The organism is Dactylosporangium sp. NPDC051541, from assembly GCF_044454505.1.
Lineage (GTDB): Bacteria > Actinomycetota > Actinomycetes > Mycobacteriales > Micromonosporaceae > Dactylosporangium.
Genome location: NZ_JBITDU010000023.1, coordinates 1 through 19,743, shown reverse-complemented (window position 1 = coordinate 19,743; position 19,743 = coordinate 1). Strand labels below are relative to the sequence as shown.

Annotated in this window: 15 protein-coding genes; 12 read left to right on the top strand and 3 right to left on the bottom strand. The window is 70.1% G+C overall.

The window, feature by feature from the left end; genetic code table 11:
- The first annotated feature begins 4 nt into the window (after positions 1 to 4).
- From ACIA8L_RS50890 to ACIA8L_RS50870, 5 genes are read left to right on the top strand one after another with little or no spacing between them, the layout of a single operon-like run.
- Positions 5 to 1,546 (top strand): NAD(P)/FAD-dependent oxidoreductase, encoded by a 1,542-nt coding sequence (locus ACIA8L_RS50890; protein ID WP_395916673.1) that lies wholly within the window; start codon positions 5 to 7, stop codon positions 1,544 to 1,546.
- Positions 1,547 to 1,548: 2 nt separating this feature from the next.
- The gene (locus tag ACIA8L_RS50885; RefSeq protein WP_144122864.1) at positions 1,549 to 1,806 is read left to right on the top strand and encodes a phosphopantetheine-binding protein; all 258 of its coding nucleotides are present in this window, start codon (positions 1,549 to 1,551) and stop codon (positions 1,804 to 1,806) included.
- Between the two features lie 14 nt (positions 1,807 to 1,820).
- Positions 1,821 to 5,684, top strand: coding sequence for an amino acid adenylation domain-containing protein (locus tag ACIA8L_RS50880; protein WP_395916671.1), 3,864 nt, complete (start codon positions 1,821 to 1,823; stop codon positions 5,682 to 5,684).
- An 18-nt stretch (positions 5,685 to 5,702) separates the two neighbouring features.
- Complete coding sequence (locus ACIA8L_RS50875; RefSeq protein WP_395916669.1) at positions 5,703 to 7,304, top strand: amino acid adenylation domain-containing protein; 1,602 nt, start codon at positions 5,703 to 5,705, stop codon at positions 7,302 to 7,304.
- Positions 7,294 to 8,061 carry a DinB family protein gene (locus ACIA8L_RS50870; RefSeq protein WP_395916667.1) on the top strand — a complete coding sequence of 256 codons (768 nt, stop codon included), beginning with the start codon at positions 7,294 to 7,296 and terminating at the stop codon, positions 8,059 to 8,061. Before ACIA8L_RS50875 ends, ACIA8L_RS50870 begins: the two co-directional genes overlap by 11 nt.
- A 106-nt stretch (positions 8,062 to 8,167) precedes the next feature.
- Here the strand turns inward: ACIA8L_RS50870 and ACIA8L_RS50865 are convergent, their stop codons facing one another.
- Positions 8,168 to 8,548: an MmcQ/YjbR family DNA-binding protein gene (locus tag ACIA8L_RS50865; RefSeq protein ID WP_395916665.1), complete on the bottom strand. Its 381-nt coding sequence runs from the start codon at positions 8,546 to 8,548 to the stop codon at positions 8,168 to 8,170.
- A gap of 158 nt (positions 8,549 to 8,706) precedes the next feature.
- Entirely contained in the window at positions 8,707 to 9,744 is a 1,038-nt protein-coding gene (locus tag ACIA8L_RS50860; protein WP_395916663.1) for a LacI family DNA-binding transcriptional regulator, read from the bottom strand.
- 251 nt (positions 9,745 to 9,995) lie between these two features.
- Here ACIA8L_RS50860 and ACIA8L_RS50855 point away from each other — a divergent pair, with 251 nt between their 5' ends.
- From ACIA8L_RS50855 to ACIA8L_RS50830, 6 genes are all read left to right on the top strand, one after another.
- Entirely contained in the window at positions 9,996 to 12,593 is a 2,598-nt protein-coding gene (locus ACIA8L_RS50855) for a family 78 glycoside hydrolase catalytic domain (RefSeq protein ID WP_395916661.1), read from the top strand.
- Positions 12,594 to 12,597: 4 nt separating this feature from the next.
- Positions 12,598 to 13,899, top strand: coding sequence for an ABC transporter substrate-binding protein (locus ACIA8L_RS50850; RefSeq protein WP_395916659.1), 1,302 nt, complete (start codon positions 12,598 to 12,600; stop codon positions 13,897 to 13,899).
- A gap of 2 nt (positions 13,900 to 13,901) precedes the next feature.
- Entirely contained in the window at positions 13,902 to 14,759 is an 858-nt protein-coding gene (locus ACIA8L_RS50845; protein ID WP_395916657.1) for a carbohydrate ABC transporter permease, read from the top strand.
- On the top strand, positions 14,756 to 15,574 hold the full coding sequence (locus ACIA8L_RS50840) for a carbohydrate ABC transporter permease (protein ID WP_395916655.1): 819 nt from the start codon (positions 14,756 to 14,758) through the stop codon (positions 15,572 to 15,574). Before ACIA8L_RS50845 ends, ACIA8L_RS50840 begins: the two co-directional genes overlap by 4 nt.
- A gap of 130 nt (positions 15,575 to 15,704) precedes the next feature.
- Entirely contained in the window at positions 15,705 to 16,541 is an 837-nt protein-coding gene (locus tag ACIA8L_RS50835; protein WP_395916653.1) for an MEDS domain-containing protein, read from the top strand.
- Positions 16,538 to 17,491: an anti-sigma factor RsbA family regulatory protein gene (locus tag ACIA8L_RS50830; RefSeq protein WP_395916651.1), complete on the top strand. Its 954-nt coding sequence runs from the start codon at positions 16,538 to 16,540 to the stop codon at positions 17,489 to 17,491. The genes ACIA8L_RS50835 and ACIA8L_RS50830 overlap by 4 nt, the downstream gene beginning before the upstream one ends.
- Before the next feature lie 12 nt (positions 17,492 to 17,503).
- Here ACIA8L_RS50830 and ACIA8L_RS50825 read toward each other — a convergent pair whose 3' ends face one another.
- Positions 17,504 to 18,607, bottom strand: coding sequence for a hypothetical protein (locus ACIA8L_RS50825; protein WP_395916649.1), 1,104 nt, complete (start codon positions 18,605 to 18,607; stop codon positions 17,504 to 17,506).
- Between the two features lie 45 nt (positions 18,608 to 18,652).
- On the opposite strand from ACIA8L_RS50825, the gene ACIA8L_RS50820 reads away from it, so the two are divergent.
- A complete protein-coding gene (locus ACIA8L_RS50820) occupies positions 18,653 to 19,588 on the top strand; it encodes a dipeptidase (protein ID WP_395916648.1) in 936 nt (311 codons plus the stop codon).
- Positions 19,589 to 19,743: the final 155 nt, after the last annotated feature.

Sequence of the window (19,743 nt, the reverse complement as noted above, 5' to 3'; positions counted from 1 at the left end):
CGGGGTGTCCAATCCGACCATGAGGTCGTCTGATCTCGTATTCGCCGCTGGCGCCAAGAGGCCGACCAAGGCTGATGTGGTGATCATCGGCAACGGCGCGCTCGGCATGTTTCTTGCTGACGAGTTGGTCGAGCGCCAGGTCGGATCAGTGGTGGTAGTGGGTCCGAGTCATCGCGACACGGGCGCCAGCCAGGCGGCCGGTGCGATGCTCGGCTGTTTCGGTGAGACCACGACCGAATCGCTGCGGACCAACGCCGCGCGGACGAGGTTCGAGCTCGGCATTTCCGCCCATGACAAATGGCCCGAGACGCTGCGGCGGCTCGATGAGTTCGCGCCATCCGACCGGCCGTTGCAGACAACGACGGAGTCGCACATCATCCTGAACTCGGTCGGAGCCGAGTTGGACACGGTGAACTTCGCCGCGATGATCGACGCCCTCGACCAGTACGACAAGCCGTGGAAGGAGATCGACCCGACCGACATCCCCGGTTACAACCCCCGGACGGAGTCGCGCGCATTGCGTGCCATTCATCTGCCGGCGGAGGGGGCCGTGGATGCTCGCGGGGTGCTGGCGGCGCTGGAACGCCGATTGCGCCATGGCGGAGCGATCCTGCTCGATCAGACGGTAAAGAGGCTGGTCGGCAGCGACGAGGCGGTGACCGCGGTCGAGCTGGACGACGGCCACCTCATCGAAGCCGGCGCTGTCGTCGTGGCCGCCGGCATCCACAGTGAGTCGCTGGTGCGAACCGTGTTCGACGTGCCCGATCTGATGCCGACCTTTCCGGGGCTCGGCTTCGCGATGATCGCCAAGCGGACGGGGGGTGAGCCGTTCACCAGCGTGGTCCGGACGCCGAATCGCGGTTTCGCCTGCGGACTGCACGTGGTGCCGCAAGGCGGCGGGCTGGAGTACTACGGCGCGACCAACCGCTTGGTGAACACCATCTCCAGTGTCACCTGGATGGCCGACGTCCGCTTCTTGGCCCAGTACTCAATGCACCAGCTCGACGAGCGGGCCGCCACCCACGAGGTCACGAAATGGTGCACCGGCAACCGCCCCGTCACGCTCGACGGATTCCCGTTGATCGGCTGGATGCCACCCTCGGGCCTGTATCTGATGACGGGCACCTACCGTGACGGCTTCCACTGCGCGCCCCTGCTGGCCGAGCACGTCGCCAATGAACTGCAGGGAAAGTCCGGAATCATCGACTCGATTTTCCAGCCGATGCGCAAGCCGGTGGCGACCAGGACCGTAGAGTGGTCGATCGATGAATATGTCACACACAGCCTTGCCGCCTGGTTCGAGACCGGCGCGCAGGCCGCACCACAGATGACGACCTCGCAGCTCACCGACTACTACCGGACCATGGCCGGGCAGACCTATGAGCAACTCGGCGTCGATTACGGCCTGGGCCCCGACATTCTCTGGTACGCCCAGGGGAACCTGCATGGTGCACGTCGTGTCGCGCGCTATCTGCGCACCTTCAAGGGCGATAGCGACGTGGCCCAACCGGCTGGGGTCACAGCCGGCACCGGGGGGACGCGGTAGCAATGCCCGCTTATCAACCATCGGTCGCGGACACCGTTCGCAGCCTCGTGACGAAGCAGCTCAACCTGAACGGGTACAGCCAGGATCTTCGCCCTGACGACAATCTCTGGAGCCTGGGCATGACATCCCTGACCTGCCTGGGTCTGATGTTGTCCATTGAGGACACGTTCGAGATCGAGCTGCCGGAGGAGGCGCTCAAGGAGGCGACCTTCCGCAGCATCAACACGATATCCGCGGCGGTTGAGAGTTCGCGCAAATAGGCACGAGTTTGGGGATGGCAATGCCGGCACGCCAGTCGCGCCCGAGGAACCCGATTCCACCGTTTCGCGACAGCACGGCGAGCGAATTCCCGTTGTCGGCGGGACAGGAGCGAATGTGGTGGCTGCGCCAACTGGACTCGTCGCACGACCAGTACCACATCAGCTGTGGCTGGCGGTTTCCGGCTGAGGTGAACCGCGAGGCATTGCTCGCCGCCCTCGACGCCCTGGTGCGGCGACACGAGATCCTGCGGACGAAGTTCCTCATGTCGCCGGACGGGGCGGTCACCCAGGAGATCGTCGACCATGTCGAGATCCCGCTCGTCTGGGCCGGCCCCGACTGGCCGGAAGCCGTCGAACAGGCTGCCGTGCGCCCCTTCGACCTGGCGCGGCCCCCGCTGTTTCGAGCGGTGGCCGCGGAGTTGGTCGACGGGCCCGGCCTGTTGGTGACGATGCACCACATCATCACCGACAGGTGGTCGATGGACGTCTTCGCCAGGGATCTGTTCGAGCTGTACGAGGCGGCCTTGACGGCCAGGACACCGCGCCTGCCGGGGCTGCCCGTCCAGTACGGCGACTACGCCCGGTGGCAGCGCGACTTCCTGACCGACGAGCTGCTCCGATCCCAGCTGAACTACTGGACCGAGGCGCTGGCCGGCTACGAACCGTTGGAACTGCCCCTGGATCGGCCTCGGCCCACGGCGACCGACGCGGTCGGCGAGACGGTCGTCCTCGAGCTGCCGAGGGAGGCCACGGCGGCCATGACCGCCCTGGCCTGGCGTACGCGCGCGAGCCCGGCGATGGTGGTCAGTGCGGCGTTCGTCGCGACGCTGCGGGCCTTCTGCGGCCAGTCCGACGTCGTCATCGGCGCCATCGTGTCCGACCGGACACACCCGGACCTGCGAGATCTGATCGGGTTCTTCATCAACACCATGATCCTGCGGGTCGACCTGACCACGACGGAGCTGACCTTTCGCGAGGCGATCACCCGAACCCGGGACGCCTGGATGGCCGCGGACGCGCACCAGGACGCGCGGCTCGAGCAGATCGTGGGTGCGCTCAACGCCGGGTCGGAGGCGCACCGCAATCCGATCTTCGACGTCGTCGTGAATCACGCCGGCGACCGGGATGACCTGGCCGAGGATCCGGACGCGCCGGTGTGGTGGGAACCCGACCTGCCGGTGACGGCCAGGTTCGACCTCTCGCTTACCACTCGGATCGTCGATGGGCGGCTGCGGGCGACCTTCGTGTATCCGACCGCGCTGTTCAACCGGGCCACGATCGCCACGCTCGCGGACCGCTACATCCGCACGCTCGAACTGGGCGTGGCGACGCCGGACGCGCCGATGCGCGACTTCGACCTGCTCACCCGGGCCGACCGCACGCTGCTGCGGCGCGGCAACGATCGGACTCCGGCATCCGGGACCACCGTTGTCGAACGTCTGCAGACCCGGGCCGCCCGCACGCCGGACGCGCCGGCGGTGGTCGGCGACGGCGGCCCGCTGTCCTACGGGCAGCTGAACGAACGCGCGAACCGGCTGGCCCGACACCTGCTGACCCTGGGCGTCGGACCGGAGAAGGTGGTCGGCGTCTGCCTGGAACGCACCGTCGACCGCTTCGTGGTGCTGCTCGCGCTGGCCAAATGCGGCGCACCGTACCTGCCCGTCGACCCCGACTTCCCAGCCGATCGGGTCCGCCTCCTGATGTCGGATGCCGCCGCCGTCCTGATGATCGTCGGCTCACCGCTTCTGGCCCGCCTGCCCTCGATGGAGACGCCGGTTCTCACAATCGGTGACGGCCGCCCGGACCTGACCGGATACGCCACCGGCAATCTTGCGACTCTCCCGGCTCCGGACAGTCTGGCCTACCTGATATCGACATCCGGATCGACCGGAAACCCCAAGTCGGTGGCGATCTCACATCGAGCCCTGAGCCGACTGGTGGACGGCGCACCGCACTATCTCGAGGTGGGCCCGGGATCGGTGTTTCTCCAGACCGGTCCGCTGACATTCGATGTCGCCGTGCTCGAATGGGCGCCGCTGGCCCACGGCGGCCGGGTGGTGGTCGCCGATCCCGGGTCCCTCCTCGACGGTCTGGGGGATGTCCTTCGCGAACACCAGGTCACCACGCTCAAGCTGGTCTCTCCGCAGCTCGACATCCTCGTCGAGCAGGATCCTCACATCCTGTCCGGGCTGCGCCAGCTCGTCGTCGGCGGCGACGTTGTCAACCCGAGGAGCTTCGCCCTGGTGGAGGGACTCCTACCCGGCTGCCGGGTCGTGGCGTCGTACGGTCCGACCGAGTGCACGGTGCTGGCCACCGTGTTCGAAGGCGGGCCGTGGTCGGGCAGAGTTCCGATCGGCCGCCCCATCCCACACACGAGTGCCTACATCCTCGACGGGGATCTCCAGCCGGTCTCGGTCGGCATGCGCGGCGAGATCTTCCTGGCTGGCGACGGATTGGCCAGGGGGTACCATTCCCGCCCCGGCCTGACCGCGGCGTCGTTTGTTCCCGATCCGTTCGGGCCGCCCGGGTCGCGCATGTACCGCACCGGAGACCTGGGCCGCTACCTGCCGAACGGAGCCATCGACTTCCTCGGCCGCACCGACCACCAGGTCAAGATCCGTGGCTTCCGGATCGAGACCAGCGAGGTCGAACACGCCCTGCTGCGCCATCCCGATATCACCGCGGCGGCGGTCGTCCGGGCCACCCTGGCGACCGGTCCCGCGCTGGTCGCCTACATCGTGGCGGCCGGATCGGTGGACGTGGGGGCGCTGCGTGACATGCTCCGCGAAACACTGCCCGCGTACATGCGCCCGGACCACTTCGTCACGATCCCCCGATTCACCCTGACCGCGCACAACAAGCTCGACCGCGCCGCGCTGCCACCGGTCACCACCGCCACCACGCGCGCCGGAGTGGACCTGCCGCCCGCGACCGGGCTCGAAGCACGGGTCGTCGCGGCATGGTCCGCCGTGCTCGGCCGGCCGCTGTCGGCCTCCGACGACTTCTTCGACCAGGGCGGGCACTCCCTGCTGGTGCCGCGCGCGACCGCGACGGTCCGCCGCGAACTCGGCCGCGAAGTGCCGTTGCAGCTGATGCTGGAATATCGGACGCCTGCGAGCTACGCGGCCGCGATCCTGCGTGAGAGCCTGCCCGACCTCAGCGCGGCCTCGCGTGCGGACCGGCTCGTCCAGCGAACCTGGCGCGGCGAGAAGCTCGCCGGCGGCCGACGCGTGGATCTGTTCATCTCCACCGAAAACCCGCTCCGGAAGCATGCCGACCTCCCGTTGCTGGTCGTCCTCGACGGCTCCGAGTTCGTGGAGATCATGCGCCTGCCGGCGATTCTGGACCGGCTCTCCCTGCAGGATCGGATCCCTACCACCGCGGCGATATTCCTGAGTCCGAGCGAGTGGTCGACCCGCCGCAGCGAGCTCCTCGACGACGGGATCGTCGACGCGCTCGCCGACGAGCTGCTCCCCTACCTGCGCACCTGGCTCGGGAACCGGCCGGTCGGCCGCGCCGTCGCGGTGGGCGCGAGTCTGGGGGCGGTCACGGCGATCCGCTCCGCGCTGCGCCGGCCGGATCGCTTCGACGGCGCCGTGGCCATCTCCGGCCCGCTGAGCGAACATCGGCTCGGCCCGGCGCGGCCCGACCGGTCGAGAGGCGGGTCGCGGTTCTTCCTGTCCGCGAGCCGGGAGGAGAAGGACATCATCCTCGACGACGGACTCAGCTTGGTGGAAGCGACCGAACGCACAGCCGACGAGCTCGCGGCCGACGGACATGTCGTACGAAGCGCGATCGGGGAAGGCGGCCATACCTACGCGGCGTGGGAGTCGATGCTCCCCGATGCGATCCGCTGGTCGCTGGGCGACCAAACTTAGTCGATAGGTGGTGCATGGGTGCAGGATTCTCGACGGTCGGCCCGGACCGCGGGTGCACGGACCCTGGTCGATCTCCTGGAGCGCCAGTTTCGCGACCGGCCGGCGGCCACGGCCATCCGGACCTCGGCCCGCTCGTGGACCTATGCCGAGCTCGATCGGCTGACGGCGCGACTCGCGCGGCAGCTGGTGGCCGACGACGCCGGACCGATCGTCGGTCTCATCGCGCGGCACTGCCCGGCCGCGTTGATCGGCATCGTCGCCATCCTGCGAAGCGGCGCGGCGTGTCTGCCGATGAGCCCCGACGATCCGCCGCTGCGCAATCGCGGGGTGCTCGACGACGTCGGCTGCGGACGCGTCCTTGCTACCGCGCCGGTCGACTGGCTGCCCGGTGCCCAGCTCATTGACATAACCGGCCCGCAGACGAGCCACGACAGCCTCGCCGCCACGCAGCTCCCCTCGCCGAGGCCGCTCGACCTGGCATACGCGCTCACCACGTCGGGCTCGACCGGGCGGCCCAAGATCGTCGGCGTGCCGCACGAAGGCATCCTGAACCTGATCATCGCCTCGTTCGAGGACATCGACCTGATCCGGACCGACGACGTGATGCTGTGGACGACCGCGCTCACCGTGGACAGCACCATGCACGACTGCCTGATGCCGCTCTGCTTCGGCGCCTGCGTCGCCATCGCCGACGGCGGCGACCTGCCCGCCAACCGCATCCTGCGCACCGTCCGCGCGCTCGGCGTGACCGCGCTGGAAGTCCCGGCCGCGGTGCTCGGGCCGTACGGGACGTCCCTGCTTCCCCGGCTGGCCGCGGCCGGCGTGCGCCTGGTCATCACCGGCGGGTCCCAACTCGACGGGCCGGACCTGGGCAGCAACGACTCGCTGGTGGTCCACAACGGCTACGGCCCGACCGAGGCCTCGGTGGCCGCGACGTGGTATCCCTGTGACGCCTCGACCCCGCAGTGGGTCCCCATCGGGCGCCCGATCCGCAACGTGCGAACCTATGTCCTCGACGAGGAGCTGAACCCCGTCCCGGCCGGCGACACCGGCCAGATGTACCTGGCCGGCGCCGGTCTTGCCAGAGGCTATCTCGGCCATCCCGGCCGCACGGCGGCCTCGTTCCTCCCGGACCCGTTCGCCGAGAGGCCCGGCGAGCGCATGTACGCCACCGGCGACAACGTCCGGCTTCAGCCGGACGGGAACTACGTGTACGTCGGCCGAATCGACGACCAGATCAAGGTCAGTGGGTACCGGGTTGAGATCGGCGAGGTCGAGCACAACCTGCGCGCGTGCCGAGGCGTGGTCGACGCGGCAGCACTGTTGCGCGAGGACACCCCGGCCGGCGCGGCCATCGTCGCCTATCTGGTCGGCGAACGGCGACCCGACGAGCTGATCAGGAGCCAACTGGGTCATTGGCTACCCGCGCCGATGATTCCACGCGTCTACGTCTGGCTGGACGAGATGCCGCTCAACCGCGCGGGCAAGATCGATCGTCGAGCACTCGCCAAGATGCTCGATCCCGCACTCTCCCACCCCGACGCAACCCGCAACCCTCACGTTGTGCCATTCACTTGCGGGGGCGAGACGGATACGAAAGGCTGTCCCGATGCCTGCTGAGGACATTCAAGGTGACCAGTTCCGTGGTGGCCGCATCTACCAGAGCGACCTCTCCGGCCTCGAGATTCGCGATTGCGACGTCACCGGTCTGAAGATCGTGGACTGCTATGGGGGTACCGTCTCCCTCGGTGGCGGCTTCGAGCGTGTCGTCGTCAATGACGTCGACGTGACCGCCTATGTCGAGGCCGAACTCGATCGGCTGTATCCCAACCGGGTGCTGGCCCGTGAGGCCGCGTCCGCCGCCGAATACCGGGCCGCTTGGGATGCCATCGAGAAGCAATGGGAGGAGACGCTCGACCGCGCCCGGCGCCTGCCCGAGGCGAAGCTGCACGAGCAGGTCGACGGCGAGTGGTCGTTCGTCGAGACGCAGCGGCATCTGCTGATGGCCAGCGATTCCTGGATCGGCAACGCCGTGCTCGAGGAGGATGCGCCGTACCACCAATTGGGCCTTCCGGGCGGCGGGATACCGGCCGCCGAAGTATCGGCGAAGCTCGGGCTCACCCTCGATGCCACCCCGACGCTTGACGAGGTGCTCGCGCCGCGGCTCGCCCGCATGGCCACGGTGCGCCGGGTCGTCGACGAGCTTACCGAGGCCGGGCTCGACCGGGTATGCGGTCGCAAGCCGGCCGACTTTTACCCGGACAAGGACTACGTCGTACGCCGCTGCCTCAGCGTCGTGCTCAAGGAAGAGGCCGAGCATCACCGGTACGCGGTGCGCGACCTCACCGTGCTTGAGGCCGATACCCCAACCGAGTAAAAGCGCGTCCCGGCAATGGTGGGGGATCCCGTCCCCGGCACCCGCCACGACGCGGCGGCGTTCTTCGTCTCCGGCCTCGCCGAACGGGTCTCACCATGCTGGAGATCTATCGAGCGAGGCGGCGGGGCGCCTGCACGCGATAGCTGTCCGTCACCAGCTCGGCGACCTCGACCCAGTCCGTCTCGTCGTCCAGCACCATTCCGACGACATTCACTGCCCAATCGGCCCGGAAGAACGGAGGGCCGGCATGCGCGAGTGCGGCCAACTCCTCGGGCGGCACCCGGAAGGTCATCAGGATGGCCGGATCGTCTATATCGATGTACGCCGACCCTCTTTCGTCGGTGGTGTAGACATGCAGGAACGTCCGCCGGCGAATCCGCCACCGCAGGCCGATCCACGCCGGCTCCTCGTACGCCTCGGGCAGTTCCCCGCAGATCGCCCGGAGCCGGCCCACAACGGCGGGTGGAACGTCCGCGATGTCGCTCATCTGTACCTCCCGCGCCCATTCTGCCCGCCGGGTAGGACATCAGCACATCAGCGTCTCCGGGGTTGAAAGCGCCGTTCCGATGTCATAGGACTATCGGGCCCAGCCCGGCCACAATGACCAGCCAGCCGAGCACCACCAGCAGCACCCGCATCGACCGACTATCGCATCCCGGGCGGCGGGGGAGCGGTGCTGCGGCGCGGGACCAGGGTCGGGGACAGCGACATCAGGACCGAGCGGCGGCGCTTGTCCTCGACCCGCTCCAGCAGGAGCCGGGCCGCGTTGCTGCCCATGAGGTGGCCGTCCTGGTCGACGCTGGTGAGCGAGATCGGGCCCATCGCGGCGAGGGTCGTGTTGTCGTAGCCGGCGACCGAGATGTCCTCGGGGATGCGCAGGCCGGCCTCGTAGACGGCGTTGATGACGCCGATCGCGGCCACGTCGGCGCCGGCGAAGATGGCGGTCGGGCGGGTCGGGCGGGCCAGGAGTTCGCGGGCCGCGGCGTAGCCGCCCTCCGGGCTGTAGGTCGACGAGACGATGTCGACCTCGCCGGCCAGGTCGTGGCGCTGCATCGCCTGGCGGTAGCCCTCGGCCCGGACCGTCTGCGGCATCGTCGTCGGGATGCCGCGGGTGGTGTCGCGGTGCTCGATGTGGGCGATCCGGCGGTGGCCGAGCTCGGCCAGGTGGTCGACGATCAGGCCGGCGCCGGTCATGTCGTCGTCGACGACGGCGTCGAACTCGGTCGAGCGGCCGTGGCGGCCGATCACCACCGTCGGGATCGTGCGGGCGGTGGCCTCGAGCTGGCCCCGGGGCACGACCGGCGCGATCATGATCAGGCCGTCCATCCGCCGGTCGATCATCGCCTCGGTGATGCGGGCCTGCGACTCCGGGGTGCTGCCGCCGGGGCCGAGCAGCGCCTGGTATTCGGTGCCCGCGAAGTGCTCGCCGATGCCCTCGATGAGCTCGGGGAAGAACGGGTTGCGCAGGTCGGGGATGAGCACGCCGATGGTGTAGGTCTGGCCGCGCATGCCCCGGGCGGCGGCGTGCGGGCGGTAGCCGAGCTCGGCGATGGCGGCCCGGACCCGCTCCTGCATCGCGGGGCTGACCCCGTAGGCGTTGCGCAGGACCTTCGACACCGCCGCGGTGGACACATTGGCCCGGCTGGCCACGTCCGCGATGGTCGCCCGCCGACCGCTGTCCAAACCCGTGCTCCTTCGCGCCAACTGTGTAGAACGAACTACACACTCCCGGAAGTGTAGCGGGCGGCGAGCACCCGGACCGATGGCGGATATTGGTCTACACAATCGACACATCCACGCGCTTGACACGCCGACAGGCACGCACCAACATGTGGAGAACGCTCTACAAAAACACCCCACAAACCACTGCACCGCCCGGTCGCCGCCGGGGCGTTGAATCGTTTCACAGACTCTCATCAGCGAGGCACCCCACCATGCGCGTTGCCGATCTGCGGGCCGAGCACGTCCGCGAACCGTTGGGCCTGGGCACACCGAGCCCGAGACTGTCCTGGCGCCTGGAGACCGACGCCCCCGGCGCCACCCAGGTCGCCTACGAGCTCACCATCGGCGACTGGACCACGGGCCGCATCGAGTCCGCGGACCAGGTCCTGGTCGCCTGGCCGGCCCCGCCCCTGGCGTCCCGCGAGGCGCGCCCGGTGACGGTCCGCGTGTGGACCGACGCGGAGACCTCGGCGGTGAGCGAACCGCTGCGGCTGGAAGCGGGCCTGCTCGACCCGGCGGCGCAGTGGCAGGCCGCCCTGATCGACGGACCGCGCACAACCGCTGCGGACGGCCCGGCGGTGCTGCTCCGGCGCGAGTTCGAGCTGCCGGGCGAGCCGGTCCGGGCCAGGCTCTACGCGACCGCGCACGGCGTCTACGAGCTGGAGCTGAACGGCGGCCGCGTCGGCGACCACGTGCTCGCCCCGGGCTGGACCAGCTACCACCATCGGCTGCGCTACCAGGCCTTCGACGTCACCGAAGCGCTGCACGAAGGGCCCAACGCGATCGGCGGCTGGCTGGCCGAGGGCTGGTACGCCGGAAGGCTCGGGTTCCGGGGCGGCAAGCGCGGCGTCTACGGCGACCGGCCCGGCCTCGCGGTGCAGCTCGAGATCACCTGCGCTGACGGCTCCCGGCACGTCATCACGACCGACGGCCGGTGGCGGACGGCCCCGAGCCCGATCACCGCCACCGGCCTGTACGACGGCGAGCGCTACGACGCCCGCCAGGAGCTCGGCGGCTGGTCCCGGCCCGGGTTCGACGACCGCGACTGGGCCGGCGTGACCACCCGCGCTCTGGACGCGACGAAGCTGGTGGCCGCGGACGGGCCACCGGTCCGGCGCACCGAGGTCCTGCAGCCGGTGTCGGTCACGCGGTCGCCGTCGGGCCGCACGATCGCCGACTTCGGCCAGAACCTCACCGGCCGGCTGCGGATCACGACGACGGGGGAGCGGGGCACCACGGTCACCCTCCGCCACGCCGAGGTCCTGCAGGACGGCGAGCTGTACACGCGGCCGTTGCGGGAGGCGAGGGCGCAGGACCAGTACACCCGCAAAGGCTCGGAGCCCGAAACCTGGGAGCCGCGCTTCACCGTCCACGGCTTCCGCTATGCGGAGATCGACGGGCCGGGGGACACCACGGTCGAGGCGGTCGTGTGCCACACCGACATGACCCGGACCGGCTGGTTCTCCTCGTCCGACCCGCTGCTCAACCGCCTGCACGACAACGTCGTGTGGAGCATGCGCGGCAACTTCCTGGACGTGCCGACCGACTGCCCCCAGCGCGACGAGCGGCTCGGCTGGACCGGCGACCTGGCCGTGTTCGCCCCGACCGCCGCGTTCCTCTACGACTGCGCCGGGCTGCTCACGTCCTGGCTGGCCGACCTCGCGGCCGAGCAGGCCGAGCTCGGCACCGTCCCGTTCTACGTGCCCTGGGTCGAGCTGCTCGGGCCGCCGCGGCCGGCCGCCGTGTGGGGCGACGCCGCCGTCGACGCGCCGTGGACGCTGTTCGAGCGGTTCGCCGACACCGGCATCCTGCGGACGCAGTACCCGAGCATGCGGGCCTGGGTCGACCAGGTCGCCGCGCTCGCCGGCGAGCACCGCCGCTGGGACGAGGGGTTCCAGTTCGGCGACTGGCTCGACCCGGCCGCCCCGCCCGAGCGCCCGGCCGCCGCCCGCACCGATCCGGGCCTGGTGGCGACGGCCGCGCACGCCCGCAGCGCCCGGCTCCTGGCCGCGATCGCGGGCCAGCTCGGGGAGAAGGACGACCAGGCCCGCTACGCCGCCCACGCCGCCGCCGTGGGGGAGGCGTTCAACGACGAGTACGTCACGCCGAGCGGCCGCCTGGCCAGTGACGCCCAGACCGCCTACGCGCTCGCGCTGACCGGCGGCCTGCTGGCGAAGGAGGAGCAGCGGCGGCGGGCCGGACGGCGGCTCGTCGAGCTGGTCGCGGCCGAGGGATACCACATCGGGACCGGTTTCGCGGGTACCCCACTGATCTGCGACGCGCTCACCCTGGCCGGCGCGGACGAGGACGCCTACCACCTGCTCCTGCAGCGCGAGTGCCCGTCGTGGCTCTACCCGGTCACCATGGACGCCACCACGATCTGGGAGCGCTGGGACAGCCTGCTGCCCGACGGCTCCGTCAACCCCGGCGAGATGACCTCGTTCAACCACTACGCACTCGGCGCGGTCGCCGACTGGCTGCACCGCACCGTCGCCGGCCTGGCCCCGGCCGCACCCGGATACCGCCGGGTCCTCGTCCGGCCCCGTCCGGGCGGCGGCCTCGAGCGCGCCGAGGCCGTGCACGACAGCCCGTACGGCCGGATCCAGGTCGCCTGGCGGCGATCCGAGCACCGGCTCCACGTCCAGGTGGCTCTCCCGCCCGGGGTCACCGCCCAGGTGCAACTGCCCGGCGACGACAAGACCTTCGAAGCCGGGTCCGGCCTCAGCGAGTACACCTGCGAATTCCGAAACCCCGCGGACGATCCCCGGCCGTCCGAACCGGTTCACCCCTTCGACACCCCTGAGGAGTAAGCCAATGCAACGAAAGATTGCGGCCGTGATCACCGCGGGCGCCCTGGCGCTCGGCGGCTGCAGCGCCGGCGACCTCGGCTCCAGCGACAGCGGCGACGGCACCACGCTGTCGTTCCTGGCCGACAACTCCGACGCCAGCCTGACCACCGCCAAGGGCCTCGCGGACGCGTTCAACGCCAAGAACACCGGCGTCACCGTGAAGGTGGAGACCCGGCCCCAGGGCGGCGAGGGCGACAACATCGTCAAGACCCGGCTGTCCACAGGGGACATGACCGACGTCTTCATGTACAACTCCGGCTCGCTGTTCGCCGGGATCAAGCCCGAGCAGAACCTGGTCCCGCTGGACGACCAGCCCTACGTCGGCGACGTGGACGGCACGTTCAAGTCAACCGTGTCGGCCGGTGGCAAGCTCTACGGCGTGCCGTTCGGCGGCGCGACCGGCGGCGGCATCCTCTACAACAAGGCCGTCTACGCGAAGCTCGGCCTGCAGGTGCCGAAGACCTGGGCCGACTTCATGAGCAACAATGCGAAGATCAAGGCGGCCGGGATCGCGCCGATCGTGCAGACCTACCAGGACACGTGGACATCGCAGGTGATCGTGCTGGCCGACTTCCACAACGTGGCCGCGGCCCAGCCGGACTTCGCCGAGCAGTACACCGCCGGCAAGGCCAAGTACGCCACCACCCCGGCCGCGCTGAAGAGCTTCCAGCGGCTGCAGGACGTGCACGACGCCGGCTACCTGACCAGCGACTTCGCCTCCACCAAGCTGGAGGCCGGGATCAAGCACCTGGCCGACGGCGAGGCCGCGCACTACCCGATGCTGACGTTCGCGGTCGGCACCATCCAGTCCCAGGCCCCGGGCAAGATGAACGACATCGGCTTCTTCGCGCTGCCGGGCGACGACGCCGGCAAGAACGGGCTGACGGTCTGGGAGCCGGCCGGGGTGTACATCCCGAAGTCGACGAGCGGCAAGAAGCTGGACGCGGCCCGCAAGTTCCTGGCCTTCGTGGCCAGCAAGGACGGGTGCGACGCGATGGCCAAGGCGACCACGCCGTTCGGCCCGTTCCTGGTGAAGGGCTGCGCGCTGCCGGCCGACGTGGCCGCCCCGATCAAGGACATGCAGCCTTACTTCGACAACGGCGCCAACAGCCCGGCGCTGGAGTTCCTGTCGCCGGTGAAGGGCCCGGCCCTCGAACAGATCACGGTCGAGATCGGCTCGGGCATCCGCAAGGCCGCCGACGGTGCCGCGCTCTACGACCAGGACGTCAAGAAGCAGGCCCAGCAGCTCGGCCTGCCCGGGTGGTAACGATGCGCAGAAGCCCCTACCCGTACTGGTTCTACCTGCCGGCCGCCCTGGTCTACGGCGCGCTGTTCCTCGTCCCGACGTTCGCGTCGTTCTGGTTCAGCCTGACCCGGTGGAGCCTGTTCGACGCGCACTTCATCGGCCTGGACAACTTCCGGCAGTTCTTCGCCGAGCCGGCGCTGGTGCAGGGCTTCACCAACACCATCATCTACGCCGTCGTCACCTGCGGCCTGAAGGTGGTGCTGGGGCTGCTGCTGGCGGTGCTGCTCACGTCGCAGCTGTCGGCCCGCGGCTACCTGCGCTCGGTCGTGTTCTTCCCGGTCCTGGTCAGCACCATCGGGGTCGGGCTGACGTTCACCGTGCTCATGAACCCGGAGCACGGGCTGATCAACGAATCGCTCGGGGCCGTCGGCATCGACGGCCCTGGGTGGCTCACCGATCCGCACCTGGCGCTGCTGTCGGTGGCGCTGGTCGACGTGTGGAAGGGCGTCGGCCTGGCCACCCTGATCTACATCGCCGGGATCGTGTCGATCCCGCAGGAGTACTTCGAGGCGGCCCGGGTCGACGGGGCGAGCGGCGGGCAGAACTTCCGGCACATCGTGCTGCCACTGGCCCGCCCGGCCACCGTCACGGTGATCATCCTGTCGCTGATCGGCGGTCTGCGCTCGTTCGACCTGATCTGGGCGATGACCCGCGGCGGCCCGGGCTTCACGTCCGACGTCATCGCTTCCGTGATTTACAAGCAGTACCAGAGCGGCTTCTTCGGGCTTTCGACGGCCGGCAATGTCGTGCTCTTCCTCGTCGTGACCGCGGTGGTGCTTCCGTTGTACTGGTTCCTGAATCGCAAGGAGGTCGAGCAGTGAAAAGACACCTGACCGGCGCGGCCGCGATTCTGGTGTCCGGTGTGGTGTTCGTGGTCCCGTTCATCTTCATCGTCCTCAATGCGATGAAGGACCGGCAGGACGCGGCGCTGCCCGCGTTCAGCTGGCCCAAGCATTTCCAGCCGTGGCGCAACCTGGTCGACGTGATCCAGGCCCGCGACTACATGCTGGTGATCGCGTTCATCAACAGCACCATCCTGACCGTCGTCAGCGTGCTCTGCATGGTCGTGCTGGCCGCCATGGTCGCGTTCGTCCTGCAGCGCCGCCGCAGCCGCTGGAACCGGCTCATCGACCTGCTGGTGCTCTCCGGCCTGATCATCCCGCCGGCGGTGGTGCCGACGATCTGGGTGCTGCAGGGCCTCGGGCTGTTCAAGACCATGGCCGGGCTGATCCTGGTCGAGATCGCGTTCGGGCTCTCGTTCAGCATCCTGCTCTTCCGCGCCTTCATCGCCACCATCCCGAAGGAGCTCGACGAGGCCGCGACCATCGACGGGGCCGGGCCGCTGCGGCTGTTCTTCCGGGTCGTCCTACCGCTGCTGCGCCCGGTCGCGATCACCACCGTGGTCGTGCAGTCGGTCGCGGTGTTCAACGACTTCACCAACCCGCTGTACTTCCTGCCCGGCGACCAGAACGCGACCGTGCAGCTGACGCTCTACAACTTCAACAGCCAGTACACCTCGCAGTACAACCTGCTGTTCATGAACATCCTGCTCATCACCGTCCCGCCGCTGATCATGTACATGTTCTTCAACCGGCAGATCGTGGCCGGTATGACCTCCGGGGCCGTCAAGGGCTGACCGGATGATCGGCTACGCCACCTGGCCGGGTGGCGTAGCCCGGGCGGATGGAACCACGCTCGAAGCATCGGTGAGGATCATCATTCGCGGTACCGTGTGACCGACCGAGTACCGCGAGTGAGGTGACAGCGTGGTGGGTACCGCGACCCTGGCTGGCATGCAGGCCGGCGACCACGTCTGCGTCCCGTTCAGCGGCGCCCGGGTCCGCACGCAGATCATGGAGCAATTCATCCGCACCGGCCTCGACGAGGGCGACAAGGTGATCTGCTGCACCGTTGCCGACGACCCGGCCGCGTTCACCGCCGCCTTGGCCGCCGCCGACCCCCGGGTCCCGGGCGCGCTGCGGGACGGGCGGCTGCAGATCGGCAGCGCGGCCGACAGCTACCTGGCCACCGGCCGCTTCGACGCCGAGCGGGTCGCCCACGACTGGCGCACCGTCATCGGGGCGGCCAAGCGCGAGGGCCACCCCGGCGTCCGGGTCATCGCCGACATGGGCTGGGCGACCGGGACCGTGCCCGGGACCGAGCGGCTGGCCTGGTACGAGGCCGAGGTGAACCGGATCTTCGCCGACGGGTTCGCCCGCGGGGTCTGCCTCTACGACCGGGGCGCGTTCCCGCCGGTGCGGCTGCGGCGGTACATCGGCACCCACCCCGGCACCGTCGAGCCCGGCGATCCCCAGCCGCCGCAGCTGCGGATGCGGCACACCGCCGAGCCGCGCGGGCTGGCCCTGACCGGGGAGGCCGACATCGCCAACCGGGCCGCGCTCATCGCCGTCCTCGACGGGCTGCGGTCCGACCTGCCCGGCGACGATCCGCTCACCGTCGACCTGTCCGGGCTCACCTTCGCCGACGTCGCCGCGGCCGCCGCGCTGGTGCGCCTCACCCGCCGCGTAAGCGGCCTGCGGCTCACCGGCGCGAGCCGGCGCATGACCGGCCTGCTCGACCTCGTCCGGCAGGCGGACGCGTGAGGACCGGCGCCCCGGCGGGGCTGCCCGGCTTCTTCCACGAGGCCGCGTTCTACTCCTCCGACGAGGAGTTCGTCGCGATCGTCGCGCCGTTCCTGGCCGGGGGCGTGGCCGCCGGGGAGCCGGTCGTGGCCGCGTTCCGCCCGCACCTGCTGGCCCTGCTGCGGGCCGCGCCCGGGCTCGCCGGCAACGTGCACTTCCTGGACGGCGAGGAGCACTACAGCCGCCCGGCCACCGCCATACACCGCTACCGCACGCTGGTCGCCGGCCACGTGGCGGCCGGCGCCGGGCAGGTCCGCGTCGCCGGGGAGATCCCGCACCCGGGCGTCGGCGTGCCGTGGGACTGGTGGGCCCGCTACGAGGCGGTGATCAACCACGCCTACGACGACCTGCCGCTGTGGGGCGTGTGCCCCTACGACATCCGCTCGTGCGCGCCGGAGGTCATCGAGCAGGTCCGGCGCACCCACCCCTACATCGCGACCACCGCCGGGCACCGGCCCAACCCCGACTTCGCCGACCCCGAGGACTTCCTGCGCACCCGCCGCACCGCGTGGCGGGACCCGCTGGAGTCGACCCCACCCCGGGCCCACCTCACCGACCCGATGCCGGCCGAGATGCGCGCGGCGGTCATCGCGGCCGCGGCCCACAGTGCGGTACCCCCGCCGGATTTGAAGGGTCTGGTCCTGGCCGCGACCGAGGTCGTGACCAACGCCCTCGTGCACGGCGCCCCGCCGGTCGACGCGCGCGTCTGGACCGCCGAGCGCCGGGTCCTGGTCACGGTGGCCGACGCCGGCCCGGGCCCGCGCAGCCGGCTCGCGGGCATCCGCCCGGTCCGCACCCCGACCGGCGGTCTCGGCCTGTGGATCGCCCACCAGAGCTGTGCCCACGTGGACCTGCGCCACGAGGAGGGCCGCTTCACCGTCCGGCTGCTGGCCGGCTCGCCCGAGCCGTGAGCGGGGCGGGCCTCAGCGCAGCACGCGCCGGCAGAACTGCTCGAACTCCGCCGTCGAGTCGCCGATCCACACCATCCCGTGCTCGCGGATGATGAACCAGTCGGAGCGCCGCCCGCGCAGCTCCGTGAAGAACCGCCGGCCGGCCGCGAACCGTCCACACTCGACGGTGCCGTCGGTGACGAGGTCCCGGTAGCGCCGGCCGCGGGTCAGCTCGCGGTGGTGGAAGTGCACGATGAGCCGGGGCCGCTGCCCGTGCATGCTCAGCAGCGTGCTCAGCATCAGGTATTCGGGCGCGTCCGACGTCGGCAGCCGCGGCCCGGTGTAGGTCAGCGCCTGCTGCCCCTCGTCGTAGGAGGTGATCAGGTCGAAGTCGGCCGCGGTCATCGCCGTCTTGTCGGTCAGGGTCTGCGACACGTACCAGTAGCCGTCGTGCGCGAACACGATCGACCCGTCGGTCCACGGCTTGCGCTGCCAGAGCCGGTGCTCGCGGTGCAGCCGGGCCAGCTCGGCGATCTCACCGGCGTGCTCGGCGCCGAGCCGGTGGCGCACGGCGAAGTCGCCCGGTTCGAGGCTGCGGGCCGGGGTGTACTTGAGCCGGATCGTCTCGCCGATGACGTTGGTGTAGACGTCCTGCCAGGTGTTGGTCCGGATGTTGCGGCACCGGTCGAGCCGGTCCGGGAAGATGGCGTTGACGTCGAGCTCGTCGCACAGGTCCGGCACGAGCGTCGCGGCCCGCTCGTAGCCGGGCCGGTCGGTGCCGTCCACGGCCAGGTCGTAGGCGGAGATGAGGTTGGTGCGCACCCCGGAGGCGGCGAGCGCGGCGAGGTAGGCCTTCTCCTCGTCGCACATCAGCAGCGGATCGGTCGGACCGTAGAGCACGTAGGTGATCAGGTCCGGCCGCGGGGCCGGTAACTCCTGATAGGGCAGGGCCTCGACGGAGAGCCCGAGCTCGGCCCGCAGCGCCAGGAACGCCGGCCGGACGATCTCCCGCAGAGCCCAGTCCCCGTGCGCCGACCACGGGTTGATCACGTAGAAGCACCGGACCTCGGCCGGCCCGCGCTTGTGGCAGTAGTCGGCGGCCTGCGCTTTGCCCGAGGTTAACGCCGCAGTGACCACCCGGTTACTCTACATTGATCATTGCCGTCTTCGCGGGGAGCCATCGTGGTTTTGTGGGAACAGCACTGCTGCCTGCCGTTGATCCCGGACGCTGCCCTTGAGGAATTGGCCCGATACCAGCGCCCCGGCGGTGCCTACGTATCCGTCAACGTCGGCTACGCCCCGCACAGCTACGACGACGTGGTCGGCCTGATCGCGGCCTGGTCCCTGCGGATCGCCGCCTCCGAGCGGCTGCGACAGGCGTTCGCGGTGACCGACATCGCCGCCGACCGGGTGGCCGTCGCCTTCGACCTCGAGGACTCCGGCCCCCTCGGCGGCCGCCTCGACCGGGTGCAGGAGTTCTACGACCTCGGCGTGCGCACCATGCTGCCCACCTACAACCACCGCAACCAGGCCGGCCACGGCTGCCTCGACGCGGTCGACGAGGGCCTCACCGCCTACGGCCGCGACCTGGTCCGGGCGATGAACGCGGCCGGCATGGTGGCCGACGGCTCGCACTGCAGCATCCGCACCGGCCTCGACCTGTGCACCGTCTCCGAGCAGCCGGTCATCTACAGCCACTCCTGCATGCGGGCCGTGTGGGACCACCCGCGCAACATCACCGACGAGCAGGCCCGCGCGTGCGCGGCGACCGGCGGGGTCATCGGCATCACCGGCGTCGGCATCTTCCTCGGCGCCAACGATGTGACCGTGGACGCGTTCGTCCGCCACATCGACTACGCGGTCGAACTGGTCGGCCCGGAGCACGTCGGACTGTCCACCGACTTCTCCTTCGACGGCGACGACCTCAACGACGAGATGCGCCGCAACCCGCACCTGTTCCCGGCCGCCTACACCGCCTGGGGCCCGATCAGGTTCACGCCGCCCGAGGGCCTCTTCGCGATCGAGGACGCCCTGCGCGATCGGGGGTACCCGCCGGACGCGATCGCCGGCATCCTGGGCGGCAACTTCCTCCGCGTCGCCACCCAGGTCTGGAAGTAGGGGCGGGCGGCGGCCCGGGCCGTCAGCGGCCCCCGGCGTGGTGCCGGGGGCCGCCGGTGTTGGTGGTGGTTAGGCGAGGGTGCCGCCGAGGTTTTCGTTGGTGGTCCAGGTGTGTTGGGTGATGTTGAATGCCCAGTGGTGCAGGTGGGTGTCGG